At 60.4% G+C, this 23,635-nt stretch carries 23 protein-coding genes; 13 read left to right on the top strand and 10 right to left on the bottom strand.

Translation table 11 applies throughout. The features are described from left to right. Window positions 1-92: 92 nt before the first annotated feature. Together BA011_RS44295 and BA011_RS13685 are read left to right on the top strand one after the other, a co-directional pair. On the top strand, window positions 93-473 hold the full coding sequence (locus BA011_RS44295; protein WP_186806434.1) for a hypothetical protein: 381 nt from the start codon (window positions 93-95) through the stop codon (window positions 471-473). After that, on the top strand, window positions 470-1,573 hold the full coding sequence (locus BA011_RS13685) for a branched-chain amino acid ABC transporter substrate-binding protein (protein ID WP_065280867.1): 1,104 nt from the start codon (window positions 470-472) through the stop codon (window positions 1,571-1,573). Before BA011_RS44295 ends, BA011_RS13685 begins: the two co-directional genes overlap by 4 nt. A gap of 70 nt (window positions 1,574-1,643) precedes the next feature. Here BA011_RS13685 and BA011_RS41590 read toward each other — a convergent pair whose 3' ends face one another. Continuing rightward, complete coding sequence (locus BA011_RS41590; protein ID WP_151343470.1) at window positions 1,644-2,039, bottom strand: hypothetical protein; 396 nt, start codon at window positions 2,037-2,039, stop codon at window positions 1,644-1,646. 45 nt (window positions 2,040-2,084) lie between these two features. Between BA011_RS41590 and ade the strand changes: the two genes are divergently transcribed. Then, window positions 2,085-3,782: an adenine deaminase gene (ade, locus tag BA011_RS13690; RefSeq protein WP_065280868.1), complete on the top strand. Its 1,698-nt coding sequence runs from the start codon at window positions 2,085-2,087 to the stop codon at window positions 3,780-3,782. 28 nt (window positions 3,783-3,810) lie between these two features. Here the strand turns inward: ade and BA011_RS13695 are convergent, their stop codons facing one another. From BA011_RS13695 to BA011_RS13705, 3 genes are all read right to left on the bottom strand, one after another. Beyond that, a complete protein-coding gene (locus tag BA011_RS13695; protein ID WP_065280869.1) occupies window positions 3,811-4,101 on the bottom strand; it encodes an addiction module antidote protein in 291 nt (96 codons plus the stop codon). Further along, on the bottom strand, window positions 4,094-4,399 hold the full coding sequence (locus tag BA011_RS13700) for a type II toxin-antitoxin system RelE/ParE family toxin (protein WP_065280870.1): 306 nt from the start codon (window positions 4,397-4,399) through the stop codon (window positions 4,094-4,096). The genes BA011_RS13695 and BA011_RS13700 overlap by 8 nt, the downstream gene beginning before the upstream one ends. A gap of 74 nt (window positions 4,400-4,473) precedes the next feature. Continuing rightward, a complete protein-coding gene (locus BA011_RS13705; protein WP_065280871.1) occupies window positions 4,474-6,120 on the bottom strand; it encodes an alpha-glucosidase family protein in 1,647 nt (548 codons plus the stop codon). A 286-nt stretch (window positions 6,121-6,406) separates the two neighbouring features. Between BA011_RS13705 and BA011_RS13710 the strand changes: the two genes are divergently transcribed. From BA011_RS13710 to BA011_RS13735, 6 genes are all read left to right on the top strand, one after another. Next, window positions 6,407-7,987, top strand: coding sequence for a peptide ABC transporter substrate-binding protein (locus BA011_RS13710; RefSeq protein ID WP_065280872.1), 1,581 nt, complete (start codon window positions 6,407-6,409; stop codon window positions 7,985-7,987). 48 nt (window positions 7,988-8,035) lie between these two features. Continuing rightward, window positions 8,036-8,959, top strand: a complete 924-nt coding sequence (locus BA011_RS13715) for an ABC transporter permease subunit (protein WP_065280873.1) — start codon at window positions 8,036-8,038, stop codon at window positions 8,957-8,959. After that, the gene (locus tag BA011_RS13720; protein WP_065280874.1) at window positions 8,956-9,873 is read left to right on the top strand and encodes an ABC transporter permease; all 918 of its coding nucleotides are present in this window, start codon (window positions 8,956-8,958) and stop codon (window positions 9,871-9,873) included. Before BA011_RS13715 ends, BA011_RS13720 begins: the two co-directional genes overlap by 4 nt. Window positions 9,874-9,875: 2 nt before the next feature. Beyond that, window positions 9,876-10,883: an ABC transporter ATP-binding protein gene (locus BA011_RS13725; RefSeq protein ID WP_065280875.1), complete on the top strand. Its 1,008-nt coding sequence runs from the start codon at window positions 9,876-9,878 to the stop codon at window positions 10,881-10,883. Continuing rightward, on the top strand, window positions 10,876-11,862 hold the full coding sequence (locus tag BA011_RS13730) for an ABC transporter ATP-binding protein (protein ID WP_065280876.1): 987 nt from the start codon (window positions 10,876-10,878) through the stop codon (window positions 11,860-11,862). Before BA011_RS13725 ends, BA011_RS13730 begins: the two co-directional genes overlap by 8 nt. A gap of 235 nt (window positions 11,863-12,097) precedes the next feature. Further along, window positions 12,098-13,018, top strand: coding sequence for a sugar kinase (locus BA011_RS13735; RefSeq protein ID WP_065280877.1), 921 nt, complete (start codon window positions 12,098-12,100; stop codon window positions 13,016-13,018). Window positions 13,019-13,250: 232 nt separating this feature from the next. Here BA011_RS13735 and gstI read toward each other — a convergent pair whose 3' ends face one another. Continuing rightward, window positions 13,251-13,442, bottom strand: a complete 192-nt coding sequence (gene gstI / locus BA011_RS13740) for a glutamine synthetase translation inhibitor GstI (RefSeq protein ID WP_065280878.1) — start codon at window positions 13,440-13,442, stop codon at window positions 13,251-13,253. A 432-nt stretch (window positions 13,443-13,874) separates the two neighbouring features. Here gstI and BA011_RS13745 point away from each other — a divergent pair, with 432 nt between their 5' ends. Further along, window positions 13,875-14,915 carry a glutamine synthetase beta-grasp domain-containing protein gene (locus BA011_RS13745; RefSeq protein WP_065280879.1) on the top strand — a complete coding sequence of 347 codons (1,041 nt, stop codon included), beginning with the start codon at window positions 13,875-13,877 and terminating at the stop codon, window positions 14,913-14,915. Between the two features lie 245 nt (window positions 14,916-15,160). Then, window positions 15,161-16,342, top strand: a complete 1,182-nt coding sequence (locus BA011_RS13750; RefSeq protein WP_065280880.1) for a glycosyltransferase family 4 protein — start codon at window positions 15,161-15,163, stop codon at window positions 16,340-16,342. A gap of 6 nt (window positions 16,343-16,348) precedes the next feature. Here the strand turns inward: BA011_RS13750 and BA011_RS13755 are convergent, their stop codons facing one another. Further along, window positions 16,349-17,362: an alpha/beta hydrolase gene (locus BA011_RS13755; protein ID WP_065280881.1), complete on the bottom strand. Its 1,014-nt coding sequence runs from the start codon at window positions 17,360-17,362 to the stop codon at window positions 16,349-16,351. A 160-nt stretch (window positions 17,363-17,522) separates the two neighbouring features. Between BA011_RS13755 and BA011_RS13760 the strand changes: the two genes are divergently transcribed. Next, a complete protein-coding gene (locus BA011_RS13760) occupies window positions 17,523-17,960 on the top strand; it encodes a MarR family winged helix-turn-helix transcriptional regulator (protein WP_065280882.1) in 438 nt (145 codons plus the stop codon). 93 nt (window positions 17,961-18,053) lie between these two features. Here BA011_RS13760 and der read toward each other — a convergent pair whose 3' ends face one another. The 3 genes from der to BA011_RS13775 form a co-directional block, all read right to left on the bottom strand. After that, window positions 18,054-19,478 carry a ribosome biogenesis GTPase Der gene (gene der, locus BA011_RS13765; protein WP_065280883.1) on the bottom strand — a complete coding sequence of 475 codons (1,425 nt, stop codon included), beginning with the start codon at window positions 19,476-19,478 and terminating at the stop codon, window positions 18,054-18,056. An 18-nt stretch (window positions 19,479-19,496) separates the two neighbouring features. Beyond that, window positions 19,497-20,180, bottom strand: a complete 684-nt coding sequence (locus BA011_RS13770; protein WP_065280884.1) for a tetratricopeptide repeat protein — start codon at window positions 20,178-20,180, stop codon at window positions 19,497-19,499. Window positions 20,181-20,386: 206 nt separating this feature from the next. Further along, window positions 20,387-20,971 carry an NnrU family protein gene (locus tag BA011_RS13775; protein WP_065280885.1) on the bottom strand — a complete coding sequence of 195 codons (585 nt, stop codon included), beginning with the start codon at window positions 20,969-20,971 and terminating at the stop codon, window positions 20,387-20,389. Between the two features lie 121 nt (window positions 20,972-21,092). On the opposite strand from BA011_RS13775, the gene BA011_RS13780 reads away from it, so the two are divergent. After that, the gene (locus tag BA011_RS13780) at window positions 21,093-22,079 is read left to right on the top strand and encodes a polysaccharide deacetylase (RefSeq protein WP_065282534.1); all 987 of its coding nucleotides are present in this window, start codon (window positions 21,093-21,095) and stop codon (window positions 22,077-22,079) included. Window positions 22,080-22,350: 271 nt separating this feature from the next. Here the strand turns inward: BA011_RS13780 and sbmA are convergent, their stop codons facing one another. Then, window positions 22,351-23,619, bottom strand: coding sequence for a peptide antibiotic transporter SbmA (gene sbmA, locus BA011_RS13785; RefSeq protein ID WP_065280886.1), 1,269 nt, complete (start codon window positions 23,617-23,619; stop codon window positions 22,351-22,353). Between the last annotated feature and the right edge of the window lie 16 nt (window positions 23,620-23,635).

Below are 23,635 nucleotides of genomic sequence, written 5' to 3' on the forward strand. Positions count from 1 at the left end.
CCTGAAATATCTCTCTGTTTATTATCGACCGTTCTTTTGCATCGCAGCAATATATGCACGAACAATGATTCTACTCTAATTGGTAGAATCAAGTGTTAACCTCGAAACCGAATTCGACTATTCAGAAAGACGAAGAGTTTCGCGAAATTCGGGAGGTTCATCGGCACCGCGCAGATGCGGGTAAAGCACCCTCCGGAAATCTGCAGACGGCGCCACGATCGACGATTTTGGATTATTTCGCGCCGGATCGGCTCGATTTTCGTTTCATTTTGTTATCAACTTGCGGAATCTCACCAAAATTCTTAAAAATCTTGCCGTTGCACCCATTCGAGCCAAATATGGCCGGAGGGCGCATCGATCGCGCCGATATCGATCGTCCTTGGCACGGCCTGGGGGCCGTTGAACGATCCGGAAAATCCGGCGCGGCACCTCATCGCGGGTCGAATGACCCCATCCAAGGAGACAGACAATGACCCTCAAGACATTGACGGTGACCCTCGTCGCGTCGCTCGCCTTTGCCCCGCTTGCCCATGCCGATATCACCATCGGCCTGATCGCGCCGCTGACCGGTCCTGTCGCCGCCTACGGCGACCAAGTGAAGAACGGCGCTCAGACAGCCGTCGACGAGATCAACAAGAAGGGCGGAATTCTTGGCGAGAAGGTCGTCCTCGAACTGGCCGACGATGCCGGCGAACCGAAACAGGGCGTTTCCGCCGCCAACAAGGTCGTCGGCGACGGCATCCGCTTCGTCGTCGGCCCGGTGACATCGGGCGTCGCCATTCCCGTTTCGGACGTGCTTGCTGAAAACGGCGTGCTGATGGTCACTCCGACCGCGACGGCCCCCGACTTGACCAAGCGCGGTCTGACCAACGTGCTGCGCACCTGCGGCCGCGACGATCAGCAGGCCGAAGTCGCCGCCAAATATGTGCTGAAGAATTTCAAGGACAAGCGCGTCGCCATCGTCAACGACAAGGGCGCCTACGGCAAGGGTCTCGCCGACGCCTTCAAGGCGACGCTGAACGCCGGCGGCATCACCGAAGTCATCAACGACGCGATCACGCCTGGTGACAAGGATTTCAGCGCGCTCACCACCCGCATCAAGTCCGAGAAGGTCGACGTGGTCTATTTCGGCGGCTACCACCCGGAAGGCGGCCTGCTGGCCCGCCAGCTGCATGACCTTGCCGCCAACGCGACGATCATCGGCGGCGACGGACTCTCCAACACCGAATTCTGGGCAATCGGCACGGATGCGGCAGGAGGCACGATCTTCACCAACGCTTCGGACGCCACCAAGAGCCCGGATTCCAAAGCCGCAGCCGATGCGCTCGCCGCCAAGAACATCCCGGCCGAGGCCTTCACGCTAAACGCTTATGCCGCCGTCGAAGTGCTGAAGGCCGGCATCGAGAAGGCCGGCAGCGCCGAGGATGCGGAAGCCGTCGCAACTGCGCTGAAAGGCGGCGAAGAGATCCCCACCGCCATCGGCAAGGTCACCTATGGCGAGACCGGCGATCTCACCTCGCAGAGCTTCTCGCTCTACAAATGGGAAGCCGGCAAGATCGTCGCCGCAGAGTAATCGATAGCTTTTATAAACGAGGATCGGGCGCCCCACGGCGCTCGATTTGCATTTTGGGAATGGTTGCCGATCAGTCGGGCTTCTCATTGTCCTTAGGCAGGTAACTTTCCAGTGTTGGATGTTTGATGAGCACCATCGGTTGACGATAAGTCCAACTGGGTTTTGGGTTTGAAATTCGCGCGTAAAAACTGGCGACCACAACGCGCTTAAGGTCTTCATCGGAAGCAACACTTCCAGTCGACTTTCCGAGAATGATCCGACTGACCTTTCCATCTTTGTCGGTCGTGAGTACAGCTGAGTTGTTCACACAGCCGCTCAACAAAAAGGCAGCCGCGCAAGCTGCCGAAATAATCGCTTTCATATCATGACCTTGAGTTGGAAACGGACATCTATATTCTCGCTTCACTAGCACTGCTGCCAGCGAGGCAAAAGCAGCCGGAAATACAACCCAAATGTTTTCCAGCATTCGTTCTTGATCACCGGCAGAAAACAGTCGAAGAGGTAGCAATTCATGACCACCAAGCTCGAACGTCTGATCGACCAGGGTGTCGGCCGCGTGCCGGCTGATATCGTGCTGAAGGGCGGCCGCTTCTTCGACCTCGTCACCGGTGACCTCGTCCGATCCGACATTGCCATCGGCGCCGATCGCATCGTCGGCACCTCAGGCGATTATGAGGGCGAGACCGAGATCGATATATCGGGCAGGATCGTCGTTCCAGGCTTCATCGACACGCATCTGCACATCGAATCCTCGCTCGTCACACCGCATGAATTCGATCGCTGCGTGCTGCCCTACGGCGTCACCACCGCGATCTGCGATCCCCATGAGATCGCCAATGTGCTTGGCGCCGAAGGCATCGAGTTCTTTCTCCAATCGTCGCTGGAGACGATCATGGACATCCGCGTCCAGCTCTCCTCTTGCGTGCCCGCGACCCATCTCGAAACCTCGGGCGCCGACCTGCCGGTCGAGCGCCTCCTGCCCTATCGCCATCATCCTAAGGTCATCGGACTTGCCGAATTCATGAATTTCCCGGGCGTGATCCACAAGGATCCTGTCTGCATGGCCAAGCTCGACGCCTTCCAGGGCGGCCATATCGACGGCCACGCGCCGTTGCTGTCCGGCAATGACCTCAACGGCTATCTCGCAGCCGGCATCCGCACCGAGCATGAATGCACGACCGCCGGCGAAGCCTTGGAAAAGATCCGCAAGGGCATGCATATCCTCGTGCGCGAGGGTTCGGTCTCCAAGGATCTCGCGGCGCTGATACCCATTATCACCGAGCGGCTTTCACCCTTCCTCGCGCTTTGTACTGACGACCGCAATCCGCTCGATATCGCCGAACAGGGTCATCTCGATCACATGATCCGCACGGCGATCGCAAGCGGCGTCGAGCCCCTGGCGATCTACCGCGCCGCCTCGATTTCGGCCGCCCGCGCCTTCGGCCTCAAAGACCGTGGCTTGGTCGCGCCGGGCTGGCGCGCCGATCTGGTGGTGCTCGACAGTCTGGAAAACTGCCGCGCCGACATGGTTTTCTCGGCCGGCCGCCGCGTCACCGATGCGCTCTTTTCCTCGCGCAGACCGGTTGCCCCAATCGGCCTCGACAGCGTCAAGGCCCGGCCCGTCAACGCCGCCCATTTCGGCGTCCCGGTCGCCGAAGGCGAAACGCCTGTCATCGGCGTCATACCGGGCAAGATCATCACCGAGCATCGCCGCTATCGCCTGCCCGTCAGGGGCAACGAGACGACGGTCGATCTTGCCAACGATATCATCAAGGTCGCCGTCATCGAGCGCCATGGCAAGAACGGCAACCACGCCAACGGCTTCGTCCAGGGTTTTGGCCTGAAGAAGGGTGCGATCGCCTCGACCGTCGGCCATGACAGCCACAATATCTGCGTGGTCGGTGTCAGCGAGGACGACATGGCACGCGCCGCAAACCGCCTCGGCGAGATCAAGGGCGGCTTCGTCGTCGTCGAAGGCGGCAAGGTCACCGGTGAAATCGCCCTGCCCATCGCCGGCTTGATGAGCCTCGAGCCCTACGAGACGGTCCGCGATACGCTCCACCAACTGCGCAAAGCCGCCTTGGCGCTGGGCGCCACGCTGGAGGAACCCTTTCTCCAACTCGCCTTCCTGCCGCTGCCGGTCATCCCGCACCTGAAGATATCCGACCGCGGCATGGTGGATGTGGACAAGTTCGCGCTGATTGGGTGATGTGATCAATCGCCGGCGACAGACGCTCTCAGACCGCGTGATGCTTGGTCGTCAGCTCAAGCCCGATCGCCTTCATGACCGCCAGCGTGGTCTCCAGGGTGGGATTTCCGTTTTCGCTCAGTGCCTTATAAAGATGCTCGCGAGCAAGGCCTGTTTTCCTGGCGATCTTACTCATGCCCTTGGCACGCGCGACGACACCAAGAGCGGACGCGATGAATTTCGCGTCTCCCGTCTGCAATGCCTCGGTGATGAAGGCTTCGATGGCCTCGTCGGAATCAAGCATCTCAGCCGGATCAAAGTCGAAAATCTCTTCAGCCATTATCGTCACTCCATTCCGAGGCGGTTCCTTTTTGCCGTTCGTATGTCGGTTCCTGCGTGCTTTTGTCACCGCCGCAGAGAAGCACGATGATAGTTTCTCCGCGTTTGCAATAATAGATCCGATAGCCAGGCCCATAGTGAATGCTCAGTTCGCTCAACCCCTCGCCGATCGGTGAGGCGTCGCCGGCATGCCCGGTCGCGAGACGCTGAAGACGCAAGGCAATCGTCGCCTTGGCCTTTCCATCTTTCAGTTTTTTGTGCCACTTTCGAAAAGTAGCTGTCTGCTTCAAGATGAACACATCAATTGTAAGTTAAAAAATACAGCCCTGTCAAATTCGCCATTTCCACAACCGGAAACCGGTCTCGCGAGGTATCAAACCCGCGCACAAAACCCGTCCAGCGCTGCAAGCTTCACGAACCCCGTGCCTGCCACTGCCTCGAAGCCCGGCATCTCAAGCGGCTCCCCGAGCACCATGCCTTCAGGCAGGCGGAATTCCGCCGGTTTGCGCGTCAGGTTGAAAACGAAGAGCAGTTTTTCGCCGTTCTTGTCTCGCGTAAAGGCGAGCAGATCCTGGTTGGTGCCGATGAAGGTCATGTCGCCGTCGATCAGCGCCGGGTGGCTCTTCCGGAATGCGAGCGTCCTGCGGTAGTGATGCAGCACCGAGTTGTCGCCCGCCTCCTGCGTATCCACGGAAAGCGCTGCCTGCTCGTAAGGCACCGGCAGCCAGCTCTTTTCCGCCGAGGTGAAGCCCGCATGCGCCTTGCCGGCTTCCCAGGGCATCGGTGTGCGACATCCATCGCGGCCCTTGAAGGCCGGCCAGAAGCGGATGCCGTAGGGGTCGCGCAGATCCTCGAAGGCGAGTTCCGCCTCGGGCAAGCCGAGTTCCTCGCCTTGATAGAGGCAGATCGAACCACGCAGCGCCGCAAGCACCGAGATCGCCAGCTTGGCGATAACAGGCCGCTCTTCCTCCGTCCGCGCGAAACGGCTGACATGGCGCATGACGTCGTGGTTGGAAAAAGCCCAGCAGACCCAGCCGTCCGTGACTGCCTTCTGGAAGGCCTCGACGCAACCGCGAATATGCTCGGCGGTGAAATCCGGCCCGAGCAGATCGAATGTGTAGCACATGTGCAGCTTGTCGCCGCCACTCGTATAGGCGCCAACCGTCTTCAGCGAACGCGCACCGTCGCCGACTTCGCCGACGGTCGTGCGATCTTCGTACTGATCGAGCAGCGCCCGGAAGCGCTTGAGGAAATCGACATTTTCCGGCTGCGTCTTGTCATAAAGATGGTTCTGCATGCCGTAGGGATTGGTATCGGGCGCATCGAGGCCTGCATCATCCTCGTCGGGCTCGTGCGGCGGATTGCTCCTGAGCAGCTTGTCGCAGAAATAATAGTTGACCGTGTCCAGGCGGAAGCCGTCGACGCCGCGATCGAGCCAGAACTTCACCGTCTCCAGCACCGCATCCTGCACCGCCTTGCTGTGGAAGTTGAGGTCCGGCTGCGAGGTCAGGAAATTGTGCTGGTAATATTGCCGGCGCACGCCATCCCACTCCCAGCCCGGGCCACCGAAAATCGACAGCCAGTTATTCGGCGCCGTACCGTCAGGCTTCGGATCGGCCCAGACATACCAGTCCGCCTTCGGATTGGTCCGGCTCGACCGGCTCTCGACGAACCAGGGATGCCGGTCGGAGGTATGCGAGATCACCTGGTCGATGACGACCTTGATGCCGAGGCTATGCGCTTCGGCCATCATCTCGTCGAAATCGGCGAGCGTGCCGAAGATCGGATCGACGTCGCAATAATCGGAAACGTCATAGCCCATGTCGGCCATCGGCGACTTGAAGAAAGGCGAGAGCCAGATCGCGTCGACGCCGAGGCTGGCAATATGCGGCAGCCGGCGGGTGATGCCCCTGAGATCGCCGAGACCGTCGCTGTTGGTGTCCTGAAACGAGCGCGGATAGACCTGATAGATCACCGCGCCGCGCCACCAGTCCGCACTCCCGCCTGCCTGCAATGCCATCGGCTACATCTCCTGCCTCGTTTGCGCTCGCCACACTAAAGCGGACGAAACAAAAGACAACCATGTGAAGCAGTTATGAAGGCGTTGCGCAACGCCGCGACGCATCGTCGCGATATGACAAGGGGGAGACGTATATAGGCGTGTCCACAACCCGTTTCCACCCTCTGGATTTGGGGTTGCAACGCAAAGCCTTTGCGATAATGTGCGCGCTGACCTGCACGTAAGAGGTCAAACACCGGGAACAAATGTCTAATAAAGGCGAAAAGCCTAGAAAGGTGGACCCACCATGAACCATTTCGCGAAAAAATTTCTCGCCTCTGCAATGCTTGGCACATTGCTGGCGTTTTCGGCCCATGCGGCCACGCTCAACATTCACAATGGTGGCGACCCGCAGTCGCTCGATCCGCAGAAGCTTTCCGGCGACTGGGAGAACCGTATCGCCGGCGACATTTTCGAAGGCCTCGTCACCGAGGACGCCAAGGATAATCCGATCCCCGGCCAGGCTGAAAGCTGGACGATTTCGCCTGATGGCAAGGTCTACACCTTCAAGCTTCGCGACGGCATCAAGTGGTCCGATGGCCAGCCGGTCACGGCAGGAGACTTCGTCTTCGCCTTCCAGCGCCTCGTTGACCCGAAGAATGCCGCCGATTATGCCTATCTGCAATTCACCATCAAGAATGCGGAAAAGATCAACAAGGGTGAGATCACCGATCTCAACCAGCTCGGCGTCAAGGCGATCGACGGCAAGACGCTGGAGATCACACTTGAAAACTCCACTCCCTATTTCATCAATGCTCTGATGCATTACACTGCCTATCCGCTGCCGAAGCATGTCGTCGAGGCGAAGGGGCAGGATTGGGTCAAGATCGGCAACATCGTCACCAACGGCCCCTACAAGCCGGTCGAATGGGTTCCCGGCTCGCATGTCACGACGGTCAAGAACGATCAGTGGTACGACACCAAGGACCTGAAGATCGACGGTGCGAAGTTCTTCGTGCTCGAAGACCAGGAAGCCGCGCTCAAACGCTACCGTGCCGGCGAATTCGACATCCTCACCGACTTCCCGACCGACCAGTACGAGTGGATGAAGAAGAACCTGCCGGGCCAGGCACATGTCGCTCCCTTCTCCGGCCTCTATTATTACGTCGTCAACTCGCAGAAGCCGCCCTTCAGCGACAAGCGCGTCCGTCAGGCGCTCTCCATGGCGATCAACCGTGAAGTGATCGGCCCGCAGATCCTCGGCACCGGCGAACTGCCGGCCTATTCATGGGTTCCGCCCGGCACGGCGAATTACGGCGAGCCAGCCTATGTCAGCTGGAAGGACCTGCCCTACAGCGAGAAGGTCGCCGAAGCCAAGAAGCTTCTGACCGAAGCCGGTTTCGGCCCGGACAAGCCGCTTCACGCCGTCCTCAGCTACAACACCAACGACAATCACAAGCGCATCGCCGTCGCCATCGCTTCCATGTGGAAGCCGCTCGGCGTCAATGTCGAGCTCGTCAACGCCGAAACCAAGGTGCATTACGACCAGATGCAGCGTGGCCAGGTCGAAATCGGCCGCGCCGGATGGCTTGCCGACTACAACGATCCGGACAACTTCCTGAACCTTCTGGTGACGGGCGTGCAGATGAACTACGGCCGCTGGTCCAATCCCGAATACGACAAGATGATCAAGGAAGGCAACGCCGAGACCGATCTCGCCAAGCGTGCCGCGATTTTCAAGAAGGCCGAACAGCTGGCTCTGGATGAATCCGCCGCCCTGCCGATCTACTACTACGTGTCGAAGAATGTCGTTTCGCCGAAGATCGAGGGCTTCGTCGACAACATCCAGGACATCCACCGCACCCGTTGGCTGTCGATGAAAGAGTAAGGGAAAACGGTCCTTCCCGCGCCTCGCGGGAAGGACCGGCCCACGATCATGATCAAATACGCACTCCGTCGCCTCCTGTCGACGATCCCCGTTCTGTGGATCGCCGTCACAGCCTGCTTTTTTGTTTTGCGCCTTGCCCCCGGCGGCCCTTTCGATGGCGAAAGGCCATTGCCGCCGGTGATCCTGAAAAACCTTGCGGCTCACTACAACCTCGACAAGCCGCTCATCCAGCAATACCTGATCTATGTCGGTGACCTGCTCCGGGGCGATCTCGGCCCGTCCTTCGCCAGCGAAGACTTCACCGTCGCCCAGCAGATCATGATCGGTCTGCCCTACACCTTCACCATCGGTACGGCTGCCTTCCTGATTGCTATCATTGTCGGCGTGGCCGTCGGCTGTCTTGGGGCGCTCTACCAGAACAAGGCGCCGGATTATATTCTGGGCGCGCTCATACTGATCGGCGTCGTGCTGCCGAACTTCCTGATCGCCCCCATACTGCAGCTCGTCTTCGGCATCCATCTCGCCTGGCTTCCGGTCGGCGGCTGGGGTGACGGATCGATCAAGTTCCTGATCCTGCCGATCGTCGTTCTGGCTCTGCCGCATGCAGGGCGCATTTCGCGCATCACCCGCGGCTCGATGATCGAGGTGATGAACCAGAACTTCATCCGCACCGCCAAGGCCAAGGGCATTGGCCCGCGGCTGACCGTGATGCGCCACGCGCTGAAACCTGCGTTGATGCCTGTCGTCTCCTATCTCGGACCGGCAGCTAGCTACCTTCTCACCGGCTCGCTTGTTGTCGAGAGCATCTTCGGATTGCCCGGCATCGGCCGCTACTTCATCAACGCGGCGCTCAACCGCGACTACGGCATGGTTCTCGGCACGGTCATCTTCTATATGGTGCTGATCGTCGTTCTGAACCTTCTCGTCGACATCGCTTATGCGTGGCTCGATCCGAAAGTGAGAAACAGATGATCCTCAACCCCGCAAAGCGCGAACTGCTTGCCCAGGAATTGCTGGAGGCGGAAGGCCTTGCACCCGAAAGCCGCTCGCTCACCAAGGATGCCTTGCGCCGCCTCGGGCGCAACAAGGCCGCCGTCCTGTCGATCGTCGTCCTGACGCTGCTGATCCTCGCGGCCTTTATCGGCCCCTGGTTCATTCCGTTCAACTATGAGGATCCCGATTGGGCGGCCTTCCGCATACCGCCCTCGATCGAAACCGGCCACTATTTCGGCACCGACCCGAACGGCCGCGACCTCCTCGCTCGCGTCCTTTACGGCACCCGCGTCTCGCTCGCCGTGGCGCTGACGGCGACCGTCGTCTCCGTCTTCATCGGCGTGCTCTACGGCGCGGTATCGGGCTATATTGGCGGCAGGCTGGATGCGATCATGATGCGCTTCGTCGATATCATGTATGCGCTTCCCTATATCCTCTTCGTCATCCTGCTGATGGTGATCTTCGGCCGCAACGTCTATCTGCTCTTTGCCGCCATCGGCGCGCTGGAATGGCTGACCATGGCCCGCATCGTGCGCGGCCAGACGCTGTCGATCAAGCATCGCGAATTCATCGAAGCGGCCCGCGCATCCGGGCAGCGGCCGTTCAAGATCATCATCAAACACATCATCCCGAACCTCGTCGGACCGGTGGTCATCTTCGCAGCCTTGACGGTGCCTGAAATCATCGCCACCGAAAGCTTCCTTTCCTATCTCGGCTTCGGCGTGCAGGAACCGCTGACCTCGCTCGGCACACTGATCGCCGAGGGATCCGATGCCATGGAAAGCATGCCGTGGCTGCTGGTCTTCCCGGCAAGCTTCCTCGTCGCCCTGCTGCTCAGCCTGCTCTTCATCGGCGACGGCCTGCGCGACGCGTTCGACCCGAAGGATCGCTAAGAATGTCCCAGGAAACACAAAAAGATACCCTTCTCGAACTCAAAGACTACTCGATCACCTTCAAGACACCGGATGGAGAGGTGAAGGCGGTCTCGAACATGAACCTGACGGTCAAGCGCGGCGAGCGCATTGCCATCGTCGGCGAATCCGGTTCCGGCAAGAGCCAGACCTTCCTCGGCATCATGGGGCTGCTCGCCAAGAACGGCAAAACGACGGGACAGGCGCTGCTCGAAGGCAAGGACGTGCTGGCGCTGAAACCGCGCGAACTCGACCAGATCCGCGGCAAGGACATGGCCATGGTCTTCCAGGATCCGATGACCGCCCTCAATCCATCGCTGAAGATTTCCCGGCAGCTGACGGAACAGCTCGAGGTGCACGGCGGGCTGACGGCGCGCGCCGCATCCGCCGCCGCACTCGACATGCTCAAACGCGTCGGCATCCCCGACCCGACACGGCGCTTTCATCTCTATCCGCACGAGCTCTCCGGCGGCATGCGCCAGCGCATCGTCATCGCCATGGCGCTGCTCACCCGGCCGAAACTGTTGATCGCCGACGAGCCGACGACCGCGCTCGACGTCACCATCCAGGCGCAGATCCTCGATCTCTTCAACGATCTGACGGCGGAGATGAACACGGCGCTGATCATGATCACCCACGATCTCGGCGTCGTCGCCGGCCTCGCCGACCGCGTCGCCGTCATGTATGCCGGCCGCATCGTCGAGGAAGCGCCGGTCGATGAGCTCTTCGACAATCCGGCCCATCCCTATACCGCAGCACTGCATGCCTCGATCCCGCGGCCGGACCAGGATGTCGACGACCTCGTCGTCATCCCCGGGCGTCCGCCGAACCTGCAGCACCTGCCGAAGGGCTGCAATTTCTCGCCGCGCTGTTCGCAGGTCCAGGACGATTGCATCGACCGCCCGCCGCTGCTCGAAACGCTGGCGCCGCACCACTGCGCCGCCTGCTACCATCCGTTCCCGCGTCGTGAGGAGTTGCTGAACCATGGCTGACCGATCGCTTCTGAGGGTCGAGAACCTGACGACCCAATTCGAACTGCCGGCGAAAGGCCTCTTCAAGCCGCCGATTTTTCTCACCGCCGTCAACAATGTCAGCTTCGACCTCAGCGAAGGCCGCACGCTCGGCATCGTCGGCGAATCCGGCTGCGGCAAATCCACGCTCGGCCGCTCCATCTTGCGGCTGTTGAAATCGCAGAAGGGCCGTATCCTCTGGCAGGGCCGCAACCTGCTCGACCTGTCAGACGAGGAAATGCGCGCGGCGCGGCGCGACATGCAGATCATCTTCCAGGATCCGATCGCCTCGCTCGACCCGCGCATGACAGTCGGCGACATCATCGCCGAGCCGCTCACCGTCTTCGAGCCGAAGCTATCGAGGGCCGAGCGCACCGAACGCGTCCGCGAGATCATGACCGCCGTCGGCCTGGTGCCGGAGATGATCAACCGCTATCCGCACGAATTCTCCGGTGGCCAGGCGCAACGCATCGGCATCGCCCGCGCGGTGGTCACCAAACCGAAGCTCATCATCTGCGACGAGCCGGTTTCGGCCCTCGACGTCTCGATCCAGGGCCAGGTCATCACGCTTCTGCGCAGGCTGCGCAAGGAATTCGGCCTGACGCTGATCTTCATCAGCCACGACCTCTCCGTGGTGCGCCTGATCTCCGACGATGTGCTGGTGCTCTATCTCGGCAGGGTGGTGGAAGCGGGCGACTGCGCCACCGTCTTCGATCATCCCGCCCATCCCTATACGCAGGCGCTCTTTTCCGCCGCGCCGATCCCGGATCCGAAGCTTGCGCGCCTGCGCACCCGCATCCGTCTGCAGGGTGACCCGCCTTCGCCGCTCAACCCGCCGAAAGGCTGCGTCTTCTCACCGCGCTGCTGGAAGGCGACCGACATCTGTCGCACCGAAATGCCGCCGACCGAGGAGGTCCGCCCCGGCCAGAAGGCCGCCTGTTATCATATGGACAGACCATGAGTGATACGAAGGCCGCGCAAGCGGCCTTCGTCCTGTCTGCAAAGCGGGCTCTTCATATCCCGCAATATCCGCGCTTGCCACCCCCATACTCTCCGCGTATCAGCGAATGGAGACCCGCGCATAACCCCGAAAATCGGAATCGATTTTCGGAAAGGATTATGCGCCCATTCAAAGTGATAGAGCGTCCTTAGCGCGTCCTTTTGGACGCGCGGCGCTCTAATGCCGGGAGGACAAGGTGAGCGGACGGTTTCTATCGATCGGTGAATGCATGGTGGAACTCTCGCAGGCAGGCGACGGATTGCTGCGCAAGGGCTTTGCCGGCGATACCTTCAACACCGCCTGGTATGCCCGCGCCTGCCTCGGCCCCGACTGGTCGGTCGATTATTTCACCGCAGTCGGCGACGACGCCATGTCGGATGAGATGGTCGCCTTCATCGACAAGGCTGGCATCGGCACGAGCCTCATCCGCCGCATCAAAGGCAGGACGCCCGGCCTCTACATGATCAACCTGAAGAACGGCGAGCGCTCCTTCAGCTACTGGCGCGACAGCGCCGCCGCCCGCAGCCTGGCTGCCGATCCCGACCGCCTGCGCGAGGCGGTGGAGAGCGCTGAAGTCGTCTATTTCTCCGGCATCACGCTTGCCATCCTGCCGCATGAGGATGCCGAGACGCTGCTCGCCGAAATCCGCCGCGCCAAGGCCGCCGGCAAGCTCGTCGTCTTCGATCCGAACATCCGTCCGCGCCTCTGGTCGAGCTACGACGTGATGCATACGACGATCAGCGAAGGCGCCCGCTCCTCCGTGCTCGTCATGCCGAGCTTCGACGACGAGGCCGCCCATTTCGGCGACGATTCCATCGAAGCAACGATCCACCGCTATCGCGCGCTGGGTGCCATCCATATCGTCGTCAAGAACGGCGCGGAGGGTGTTACGCTGAATTTTGCCGGCGAGCAGACCTTCGTTCCGGCCGAAAAGGTGGAGAAGGTGGTCGACACGACCAGCGCCGGCGACAGCTTCAACGGCGCTTTTCTCGCACGATATCTCGAAGCAGGCGATGCACTTGCCGCCGCCCGCTTCGCAGCAAAGGTCGCTGCCCGCGTCGTCAGCGAACATGGCGCATTGGTCGTAAGGGAAAAGCTTGGATTGGATGGCGGCTAAAGCGGCGCGATCTTTCAGATTCGCTTAGCGAAACATGCTTTTGGGCCGCACATGCTGACGCAGGTTGAACACCATGTCCGGGCGCTCCCCGCCCTGTCGGCATCGTTTGCCCGCTGCTAGAGCATGATGCCGAAAAGTGTGCGCGGTTTTCGGACGACATCATGCTCTATTTCTTTGATCTAGATCAGGATTCAGGCCGATCGGGCCTAAAATCATCCTGATCTTGGGGCAATCAGGACTTCGTCGGCCGATCGGTCTCGCGAACTGCCTCGTCATGGTACCAGCAGCTGTCGAGCGCAGCATCGCAGACGTCTGCGGCCTCGCGCTCCATCAGCCTGGCGCGTTCGAACCGGTTGGCGTTTCGTATCGCCTTAACGGGAAACTGGTAGATCGTTGCGGATTCGCGATGGAAACCGGTGGGCATGAGATCGCCTCCATTCAGTTCGGCGCATCAACATTTCAGGACCATCTACATAGCACAATGCACATAGTTTATGCAAATTGCATAAAATAAGGGCAATGTTGCAATTGTAATCGGTCGGCATGCTGTCTCGACTAAAAGCTTCCGATAATTTGTTTAACACTTCATCATTTCAGCCTAACGCCGCAATTTTCATCCGGTTCCAGAGGGAAAAAGTGCGATTTGATGGGCGATACCGCCACTGAGCGTTAAAAACAGCCCGATTTTCCAAAAGGGAAAAAATCGGCCGACACGCTGAGTCGCGATTTTTCTTTCGCGTGGCGCCAAAACTGGCACACTACGTGCTTTTAAAGCGTCATCCCTGGCGGTCGGATGCGCTTGCGCGCCGAGATCACCTCCGGATTTGCTCACCTTCGTAGCATTGAGAGAGTCACGATGACAAAATATAAGCTCGAGTATATTTGGCTCGATGGGTACACTCCGGTACCGAACCTGCGTGGCAAGACGCAGATCAAGGAATTCGACGCATTCCCGACGCTGGAACAGCTTCCGCTCTGGGGCTTTGACGGCTCCTCGACGCAGCAGGCTGAAGGCCGCAGCTCCGATTGCGTGCTGAAGCCGGTCGCTATCTATCCCGACCCGGCCCGCACCAACGGCGCTCTCGTCATGTGCGAAGTCATGATGCCGGATGGCGTCACGCCGCACGCATCGAATGCCCGCGCCACCATCCTCGACGACGAAGACGCTTGGTTCGGCTTCGAGCAGGAATATTTCTTCTACCAGAACGGCCGTCCGCTCGGCTTCCCTGAGCAGGGCTACCCCGCTCCGCAGGGCCCTTATTACACCGGCGTCGGCTATTCGAACGTCGGCGACGTCGCCCGCGAAATCGTCGAAGAGCATCTCGACCTCTGCCTCGCTGCCGGCATCAACCACGAAGGCATCAATGCCGAAGTGGCCAAGGGCCAGTGGGAATTCCAGATTTTCGGCAAGGGCTCCAAGAAGGCCGCCGACCAGATCTGGATGGCACGCTACCTCCTGCAGCGCCTGACCGAAAAGTACGGCATCGACATCGAGTATCACTGCAAGCCGCTCGGCGACACCGACTGGAACGGCTCGGGCATGCATTGCAACTTCTCGACCAAGTACATGCGCGAAGTCGGCGGCAAGGCCTATTTCGAGGCGCTGATGGCGCAGTTCGAAAAGAACCTGATGGACCACATCGACGTCTACGGTCCTGACAACGACAAGCGCCTGACCGGCAAGCACGAGACGGCTCCGTGGAACAAGTTCTCCTACGGCGTTGCCGACCGTGGTGCCTCGATCCGCGTGCCGCACTCCTTCGTCAAGAACGACTACAAGGGCTATCTGGAAGATCGCCGCCCGAACTCGCAGGGCTGCCCCTACCAGATCGCTTCGCAGGTTCTGAAGACGATCTCGGAAGTTCCGACCGCAAGCTCGGCTTCCGCTGCAGCTTGACCTCCCAGGCGGCGCCGGTCCACGACCGGCGCCGTGACCTTCTTCTTTCAAATGAGAAACTGCCGCCAGCCACTGACATAATCGGGGCGATCAGGCCGGCGAAAGCCCTGCAATCCTCGCAATATGGGCTGTAATATTTCCATCATGGTCATGCCTCAAAATAGAGAAGCGGGAATCGCCGTTCCGGAACCCCGCTGAGGGGTTGAGCGTTGGCATATCACTGCGACGCGGATGGAAATCGTGACATGCTGCAACGTCCGGCAAACACTTATAGCGGCGAGAGCTGGGCCAATGCCGCAGCCGCCGGAAACCTGCCTGAGAGGCTGGTGATCGTCACCGATGCCTGGCACCCGCAGGTCAATGGCGTTGTGCGCTCGATCGAGAACACCAACCGCGAACTGGCGAAGATGGGCGTCGAGGTTTCGATGGTGACGCCGGAGCGCTTCAACAGCATCCCCTGCCCGACCTATCCCGAGATCCGCCTGTCGATCGCCAATTACCGCCGCATCGCCCGCGAGATCGAAAAGCACAATCCCTCCTACGTGCATATCGCCACCGAAGGTCCGCTGGGGCTGACCGCCCGCCGCTGGTGCCTGAAGAACCGTATGCCGTTTTCGACGAGCTACCACACCCGCTTCCCGGAATACGTTTCCGCGCGCCTGCCGATACCGAAGAGCTGGCTCTATTCCTTCGTCCGCTGGTTCCACAATGGCGGCGCCGGCTGCATGGTGGCGACGCCGAGCCTCGCCCGCGAACTGTCGGAAAAGGGCATCCGCAACCTCATGCCCTGGAGCCGCGGCATTGACGCCACGCAGTTCCGTCCGATGGCGCTCGAGGAAAACCCGTTCGGCTTGGCGCGCCCGATCTTCATGACCGTCGGCCGCGTGGCGCTGGAAAAGAACCTGCCGGCCTTCCTCGATCTCGATCTGCCGGGTTCCAAGGTCGTCGTCGGCGACGGCCCGGCGCGCGCCGAGCTTGAAAAGCAATATCCCGACGTCTTCTTCGCCGGCGTGCAGTTCGGCGAGGATCTGGCGAAAACCTACGCCCAGGCCGATGTCTTCGTCTTTCCCTCGCTCACCGACACCTTCGGCAACACTATCCTCGAGGCGCTGGCATCGGGCGTGCCGGTCGCAGCCTATCCGGTCACCGGCCCGGTCGACATCATCGGCGAGGATAGCGAGGTCGGGGCGCTCGACCAGAACCTGCAGGCCGCCTGCCTAGCCGCCCTCTCCGCCTCGCGCGGCAAAGCACGCGAGCTCGCCATGCGATATTCCTGGGAAGCGGCGACGCTGCAGTTCATCAACAATATCCGCGCTGCCAACGGCGTGATCACGCCGAAATGGAAGAAAGCCTGGCAGTTTGCCAAATCGCTTCCAAGAAGCAGAAAGCCCGGCGAAACCGCCGGGCCTGTCCCATCCGCAGACTGATTGGTTTTACTTGTGAAGCGCGCTGCGAAGCGTGTCGTTGGCGACCGCAATCGCGCTGCGCGCCGCAGGCGTTTCGGCAATCGCGTTCAGCAGCACGAAGTCGTGGATCGTGCCGTTGTATCGCATCGACGTGACGCGGACACCGGCCTGGCTGAGCTTGCGGGCATAGGCCTCACCCTCATCGCGCAGCACGTCGTTCTCGTCAACGATGACGAGCGCCGGCGGCAGGCCGTTCAACTGCTCCAGCGACGCCTGCAGCGGTGAGGCCGTCGGCTCCTTGCGCTTGGCCTCATCGGGCAGATAGGCGTTCCAGAACCACTTCATCGCTTCCTTGGTCAGCCACGGCCCATCGGCGAACTGGTTGTAGGACACATTGTCGAAATTGGCGTCGGTGACGGGGTAGAACAGCACCTGCTGGTCGATCGCAGGGCCGCCACGCTCCTTGGCAAGCAGCGTCACCACCGCCGCCATGTTGCCGCCGACGCTATCGCCTGCGACAGCGAGCCTGGAGGCATCGACCTTGAACTCCTTGGCATGTTCGGCGACATATTTGGTCGCGGCATAGGCCTGCTCGATGGCGACGGGATAACGGGCTTCGGGCGAGCGCTCATAATCGACGAAGACGACGGCGGCATCGGCGCCGTTGGCGATCTCGCGCACTAGCCGGTCATGCGTATCGGCATCGCCCAGCACCCAGCCGCCGCCATGGAAATAGAGAATGACCGGCAGCGTGCCCCTGGCATGTTCCGGACGGACGATGCGCAGCTTGATGCTGCCTGTCGGACCGGCCTTGATGACCCTGTCTTCTTCCTGGGCGGCACGCTTCTTCACGTCGCCCTTCTGCGCGCCGGCCAGGACATCGCGGGCATCGGCCGGCGACAGCGTGTAGATCGGCTTGCCGCCGGCAAGCCCGTCGATAAACTTCTGCGTTGTCGGTTCGAGTACCGGATCAGCAAGCGCTCCGACGGCGGAAGCTGCTAGCAGTGCTGCTGCGGAAAATGCGGTCTTGATGGTCGACATTGTCTTGTCCTCTGGGTTTCGATGTTCGTTCTGAACACCGATTTCATATCGCGCACGATTATATATTGGACAACTTAAATTTCTGCATAGCAGCCATGCGTAAAAGACGCCTACGATTATTTATCGCGCGATATAAGTTGAGTTGGTTTGGAGATAACCTATGCAGGATCAGCTTAAGCTCGACAATTTCATCTGCTTCGCCGTCTATACGGCAAGCCACGCGCTAAATCGGGTCTACAAGCCGGTTCTCGACACGCTCGGCCTCACCTATCCGCAATATCTGGCCATGGTCGCGCTGTGGGAACGGGATGGCCAGACCGTCGGTGGCCTCGGCGAAAAGCTCTTCCTGGAATCGAGCACGCTGACCCCTTTGCTCAAACGCCTGGAAACCGCCGGTTATGTCAGCCGCGAACGCAGCAAGGACGACGAACGCGTCGTCGTCATCCGCTTGAGCGACGAAGGCATTCGCCTGAAGGAAAGGGCGATCGGCATCCCGGGTTGCATCGCCGCTGCCAGCGGCCGCGATGCAGTCGACCTCACCCGCCTCCAGGCCGAGATCGTGGCGCTGCGTGAGGCGCTGAATCGAAGCGTGGTTTAGTTGCTAACCGGACTGGGTATCACAGTGCTTGTGGTACCCCCTCTGCCCTGCCGGGAAGAGGGGGGTGTTCCCACTACGAAAGGCCCCCGAACCCTACGTTCGTCTCTTCTTGCCTTCGAACGGATTATCAGGCGAGCGGAAATGGATGCGGATCGGCACGCTCGGCATGTCGAAATCCGCGCGCAACCCGTTGATCAGATAGCGCGTATAGGATTCCGGCAGCGCATCCGACCGGGTGCAGGAGATCATGAAGGCCGGCGGGCGGGCCTTGACCTGCGTCATATATTTCAGCTTGATGCGGCGGCCGGAAACGGCCGGTGGCGGATGCTGGATCTGCTGCGTCTCCAGCCAGCGGTTGAGCCGCGCCGTCGAGATGCGTTTGTTCCAGACCTTGTCGGTATCGATGATCGACTGCATCAGCTTGTCGAGCCCCCAGCCGGTCTGGCCGGAGATCGGCACGGCGCGAATGCCGCGTGCCTGCGGCAGCAGCCGGTCGGTCTTTTCGCGCAGATCCGCAAGCACCGCCTGCCGGTCCTCGATCATGTCCCACTTGTTGAAGGCGAGCACGGCGGCGCGTCCCTCGCGCAGCACGAGGTCAACGATCTGCAGGTCCTGCTTCTCGAAGGGGATCGTCGCATCGAAGACGATGACGACGGTCTCGGCGAAGCGGATGGCGCGCAATGCGTCGGCGACCGAAAGCTTCTCCAGCTTCTCGATCACCCGCGCCTTGCGGCGCATGCCTGCCGTATCGAACATCTTGATGGTGCGGCCGCGCCAATCCCATTCGACCGAGATGGAATCGCGAGTGATGCCTGCCTCCGGCCCGGTCAAAAGCCGGTCCTCGCCGAGGAAGCGATTGATCAGTGTTGACTTGCCGGCATTCGGCCGGCCGACGATCGCCACTCTGAGCGGCTTCGTCTCGTCATAGGTCGGCTCTTCGTCCTCGTCGCTGCTCTCGCCTTCGGTCTGCGGAATGTCGACGTCGGTAACCGCCACATCCTCTTTCTCGGGATAGGCCCGGTCCTCGCCGATTGCCGCGACGATCGCATCGCGCAGGTCGAGCATGCCCTGCCCATGCTCTGCCGAAATCGGCGTCGGCTCGCCGAGGCCGAGCGTATAAGCGTCATAGAAGCCGCTGTCGGAGCCGCGCGCTTCGGATTTGTTGGCGACGAGCACCACAGGCTTGCCGCGCCGGCGCAGCATTTCGGCAAGGTCGGTATCGACGGGCGTCAATCCGCTCTTGGCGTCGACGACGAAAAGCGAAATATCCGCCTCGTCGATCGCCGCTTCCGTCTGCGCCCGCATCCGGCCCTGCAGGCTTTCCGCGTCGGCCTCTTCCAGACCAGCCGTGTCGATGATCGTGAAGGTCAGGCCCATCAGCCGCGCATCGCCCGGCCGGCGGTCGCGGGTAACACCCGGCGTGTCATCGACAAGCGCCAGCTTCTTGCCTACCAGCCGGTTGAAAAGTGTCGACTTGCCGACATTCGGACGACCGACGATGGCGACCGTGAAACTCATATCTTGTCCTTAACGCGATCAGCCCTGAGCGGCGGGCGCCTTGCCGGATGCGGTAATCAGATCAAGCATCATATGGGCGCGATTGGCAACATTGCGTGGGCTGTCAGTATCCTCGACGATCGACTGGAACCACTGCCGCGCCTGCGCCATGTTGCCGGCTTTGTAAGCGGCAAGGCCGAGTGCCTCGCGCGCCGAATGACGGAAGGCGTTGCCCGGAACGGCCATTTCCTCGATCGCCGCCGAAACCTGTTCGTAAGTGCCGTTCTCGATGAGCAACCAGCCGGCACGCATCTTGGCGGCATCGCGCACGGCGGCCGGAACGGCATTGTCCTTGCCGATCTCGTTGAAGGCGGCGATTGCCGCGGCGGCATCGCCCTTCTGCACCTGAACAGTCGCAGCCCGCATCCGCGCCAGCACCGGGTAGGCGCCATGGCCTTCCTTCTCAAGCTTGTCGAGCGCGGCCAGCGCCTCGTCGTTCTTGTTCTCGTCGGCTAGCTTCATTGCCGCCAGAAACTGGTCACCGGTGCCGGAGGAGCGGTTGTCGTCCCAATAGTCGTAGAGAACCTTGCCGGCGGTGCCGACGACGATCAGGATGGCGACGACGACGATATAGCGGCCGAACCGGCGCCAGACGCCCTTCATCTGGTCAGACCGCAATTCCTCATTGACTTCACGGATGAAGCTGTCGTCGTTGAATGCCATTCTCGTCTCCGGCCGCGGAAATACCCATACACCATGCAAAACGCATATTGTCGGGCCTTCTACTCCATTTTGCAGCCGTTGTAAGGGGGATGTGGAAGATTAGAGCGCCGCGCGTCCGACAGGATGCGCTAAGGACGCTCTAACACTTTGAATCCGCGCATAATCCTTTCCGAAAATCGGAATCGATTTTTGGGGTTATGCGCAGGTCAGATGACGAGCGGCGAAACGCCGATCAACCATTCGTGCAGCTTCCAGATGATCAGCGCCCAGACGACGATGCCTATGACGATCGCATAGAGATCGTATTTAGCCGAGACGAACGGTCGGAGCGTGATCTCTCCCGCCCTCTCTCGCCGTTTCAAGGCAATGCGCAGGATGACGCCCCAGGCGAGAAAGGCGGCAAACAGCAGAACCGACGACGTCTCGCCATTGGAGAGCAGGTGCGCCAGCGCCCAGATCTTCACCGACAGCACCATCGGATGTTTGGTCTTGGTCGCGATATGCCCCGCCGGCAGCAGCGAGGCGACGAGACAGATCATCGCGATCAGCATCAGCGTGATTGCTATATGCGCCATCCAGACCGGTGGATTGTAAAGCACGCCAGTCACCTGCCGCGCCTGCCCGAAGCCGTAGATCAATAGGATCAGCGTGGCGATGCTGGCAATGGAATAGGCCGCCCGCCAGCCCTTCTCGCCGAGGCTTGCGATCATCGAACGGCGAAAATCCGGCAACAGCACCCGCACCAGATGCACCCCGAGGAAAAGTATGATGCCGACGATAAGCAATGTCATTGCGGATCCCTTCCGTGCCGTTTGTCATGGCTTACCGGCTGGCGCGAGAAAATGCCAGCGCGACCGCAGCTTCGCCGCAATTCTGTCGGAGGGAAACCGCGAACAAATTGTCGCGGTGCCCATGTCTCGTTCCCTCCTCTCTGCCTGCCTTTCTGTTTCGCTCCTCCTTCCGGCAATTGCGGAGGCGGCCGACCGGCCGAAACAGCTCGTCATCATTTCCTTCGACGGCGCCCACGACAACGCGCTCTGGCTGAAGAGCCGCGAGATGGCGGCGAAAAACGGCGCCCATTTCACCTATTTCCTTTCCTGCACTTTCCTGATGAACGGGGCGGCCAAGAAGGCCTACCAGGCGCCGCACCAGAAACGCGGAAAATCCAATGTCGGCTTCGCCCAGAGCGACGACGAGATCCGCGAGCGCCTCGGCAATATCTGGCACGCCCACCTCGAAGGCCACGACATATCGAGCCATGCCTGTGGCCATTTCGACGGCCGCCTCTGGAGCGAGGCCGACTGGTCGGCGGAGTACGCCACCTTCCACGCGACGCTTGAGAATGCCTGGAAGAGCGTCGGTCTCCACGAGCCGGCCGGCTGGCAGGATCTGGTCGATCACGGCATCAAGGGCTTTCGCGCCCCCTATCTCTCGGCAACTGCGGGCGCCGACATGATCGCCGCCGAAAAGAAGGCGGGCTTCACCTATGACGCGAGCCTCGTCACCAAAGGCCCGGCCATGCCTGTCGAGGAAGACGGCATCATCCGCTTCGGCCTGCCGCTGATCCCCGAGGGCCCGAACGACAAGCCGATCATCGGCATGGACTACAATCTCTTCGTCCGCCATTCCAAGGGTGAGGAAGATACGGCCGATTCCGAGGAATTCGAGGACCGAGCCTATGGCGCCTTCAAGGAGGCTTTCGACAAGCAATATGCCGGCGCCCGCATCCCGCTACAGCTCGGCTTCCACTTCGTCGAAATGAACGGCGGCGCCTACTGGCGCGCCCTCGACCGACTGGCCAGCGACGTCTGCCACCGGGCTGACGTCGCCTGCGTCAGCTATTCGGAAGCGATCCCGATGATCGAAGCCCGCGGGAAATTGCAGACGTCAGGTCTTTGATGGCGCCTATGGGCGCTGTCGAGCCGGCAAATTGTCTCCGGTTCCCTTGAACGGGATGATGTGCCGTGCCGCCCCCCTCATCTGCCTGCCGGCATCTTCTCCCCGCTGGGGAGAAGAGATTCGTTGCGACGCTGCGATTCCCCATTCTACCCACCGGAGTTCCGAAGGACCGGTCGAAACCTCTGGCTCGACCCCGGTCGGTGCCCCACAGGGCGGATTAGGGGGTGCAGCAGACGCAAACCTTCCGATCGCTCGCAGAATACCCCGCGCATCAACCGTCGGCGTGCACGACTCCCGCCGCTTCGCGCTCCAGGTAGCGCTGGTCAATATCAGGCAGCGGCTCGTCGTCGATTGCCGCCTCGAAGGCCTTGAGGCGCTTGTGGATGGAGAGCAGCTCGATGATCGTCGACCAGGAAGTGACGAGATATTGGAAGGAGCTGCTGACCTGGCCAAAAGCGGTCGCGATCTGTTGGAAGATACCATATGTGATGGCGCCGGCGACAAGGGTCGGCGCCATAAAGAAATAGACGAAGAGATTGTCCGCCTGCAGATAAAACGAGCGGGCAACATTGAAGTACATATAGTGGAAGTACAGCGTAAAATAATTTTTCCGTACCCTTGAGAACAGTTCCTGGACCGTCGGCGGCTGCGCTCGGTCGGCATGATCTTCGCCATAAACCAGTTCCTTGCGGTAAGCCGCCTCCACGCGCTGGTTCTTGAAATTCAGCCCAGGCAATTTGATACCCGCGACAGCGAGTAGGGCGGTGCCGAAAGCCGACCAGAAGATAGCCAGCCAGAAGAGAGAGTTCGGCACTTCGCCGAGCACCGGCAGCGTGGTCACGTAATGTGACAGCGCCAGCATGATCGGCAGGAAGACGACCAGCGTCATCACTGAATTGATCAGGTTGATGCCGAGGCCTTCCAGGGTGCTGGAAAAGCGCATCGTGTCTTCCTGCACACGCTGGGATGCGCCTTCGATATGGCGAAGCTTTTCCCAATTCGCCATGTAGAAATTGTTCATCGCCGTCCGCCAACGGAAGATGTAATGGCTGGTGAAAAAGTCGGTCAGGATCGACACGAACATGGCGAGGAAGGCGATCTGCGCGAAAACCAGGAACAGATCGTAGAAGTTCTCGACGGTAATGCCGGGCTTCTTCGCCAGAGCATTTTGCAGCAAATCGCCGAACGGCCGGCGCCAGTTGTTGATAACAACCGAAATCTGCACGCTGAAATAGGTCACGAAAATGATAAGCGCCGAGCCCCAGATGGACCACGTCTTCCACGGATGGCTGCGCGCCTTCAGATGCCAAGCGCAGCAGAAGATCCCCGCGGTCAGGAAGAAATACCCATAAAACCAGAGATTTTCCCGTAGCAGGAAGAAGGAGAGATCGATCGGCTGCTGCTCTTCAGGAACCGCTGCAAAACCGAGGGAAGCACCAAGACCAGCGGCGAAGAAATACCAGCCAAAAATCGCTGCCAGCGTCCAGATTGCGAGCGAAGTAAAGAACGCTTTTGGCTGGGGGAAGAAGGAATGAAACACGGGGGATCTTGCTTTC

Origin of the sequence: Rhizobium leguminosarum (assembly GCF_001679785.1) — a bacterium.
In the GTDB taxonomy this organism is placed as follows: domain Bacteria; phylum Pseudomonadota; class Alphaproteobacteria; order Rhizobiales; family Rhizobiaceae; genus Rhizobium; species Rhizobium leguminosarum_R.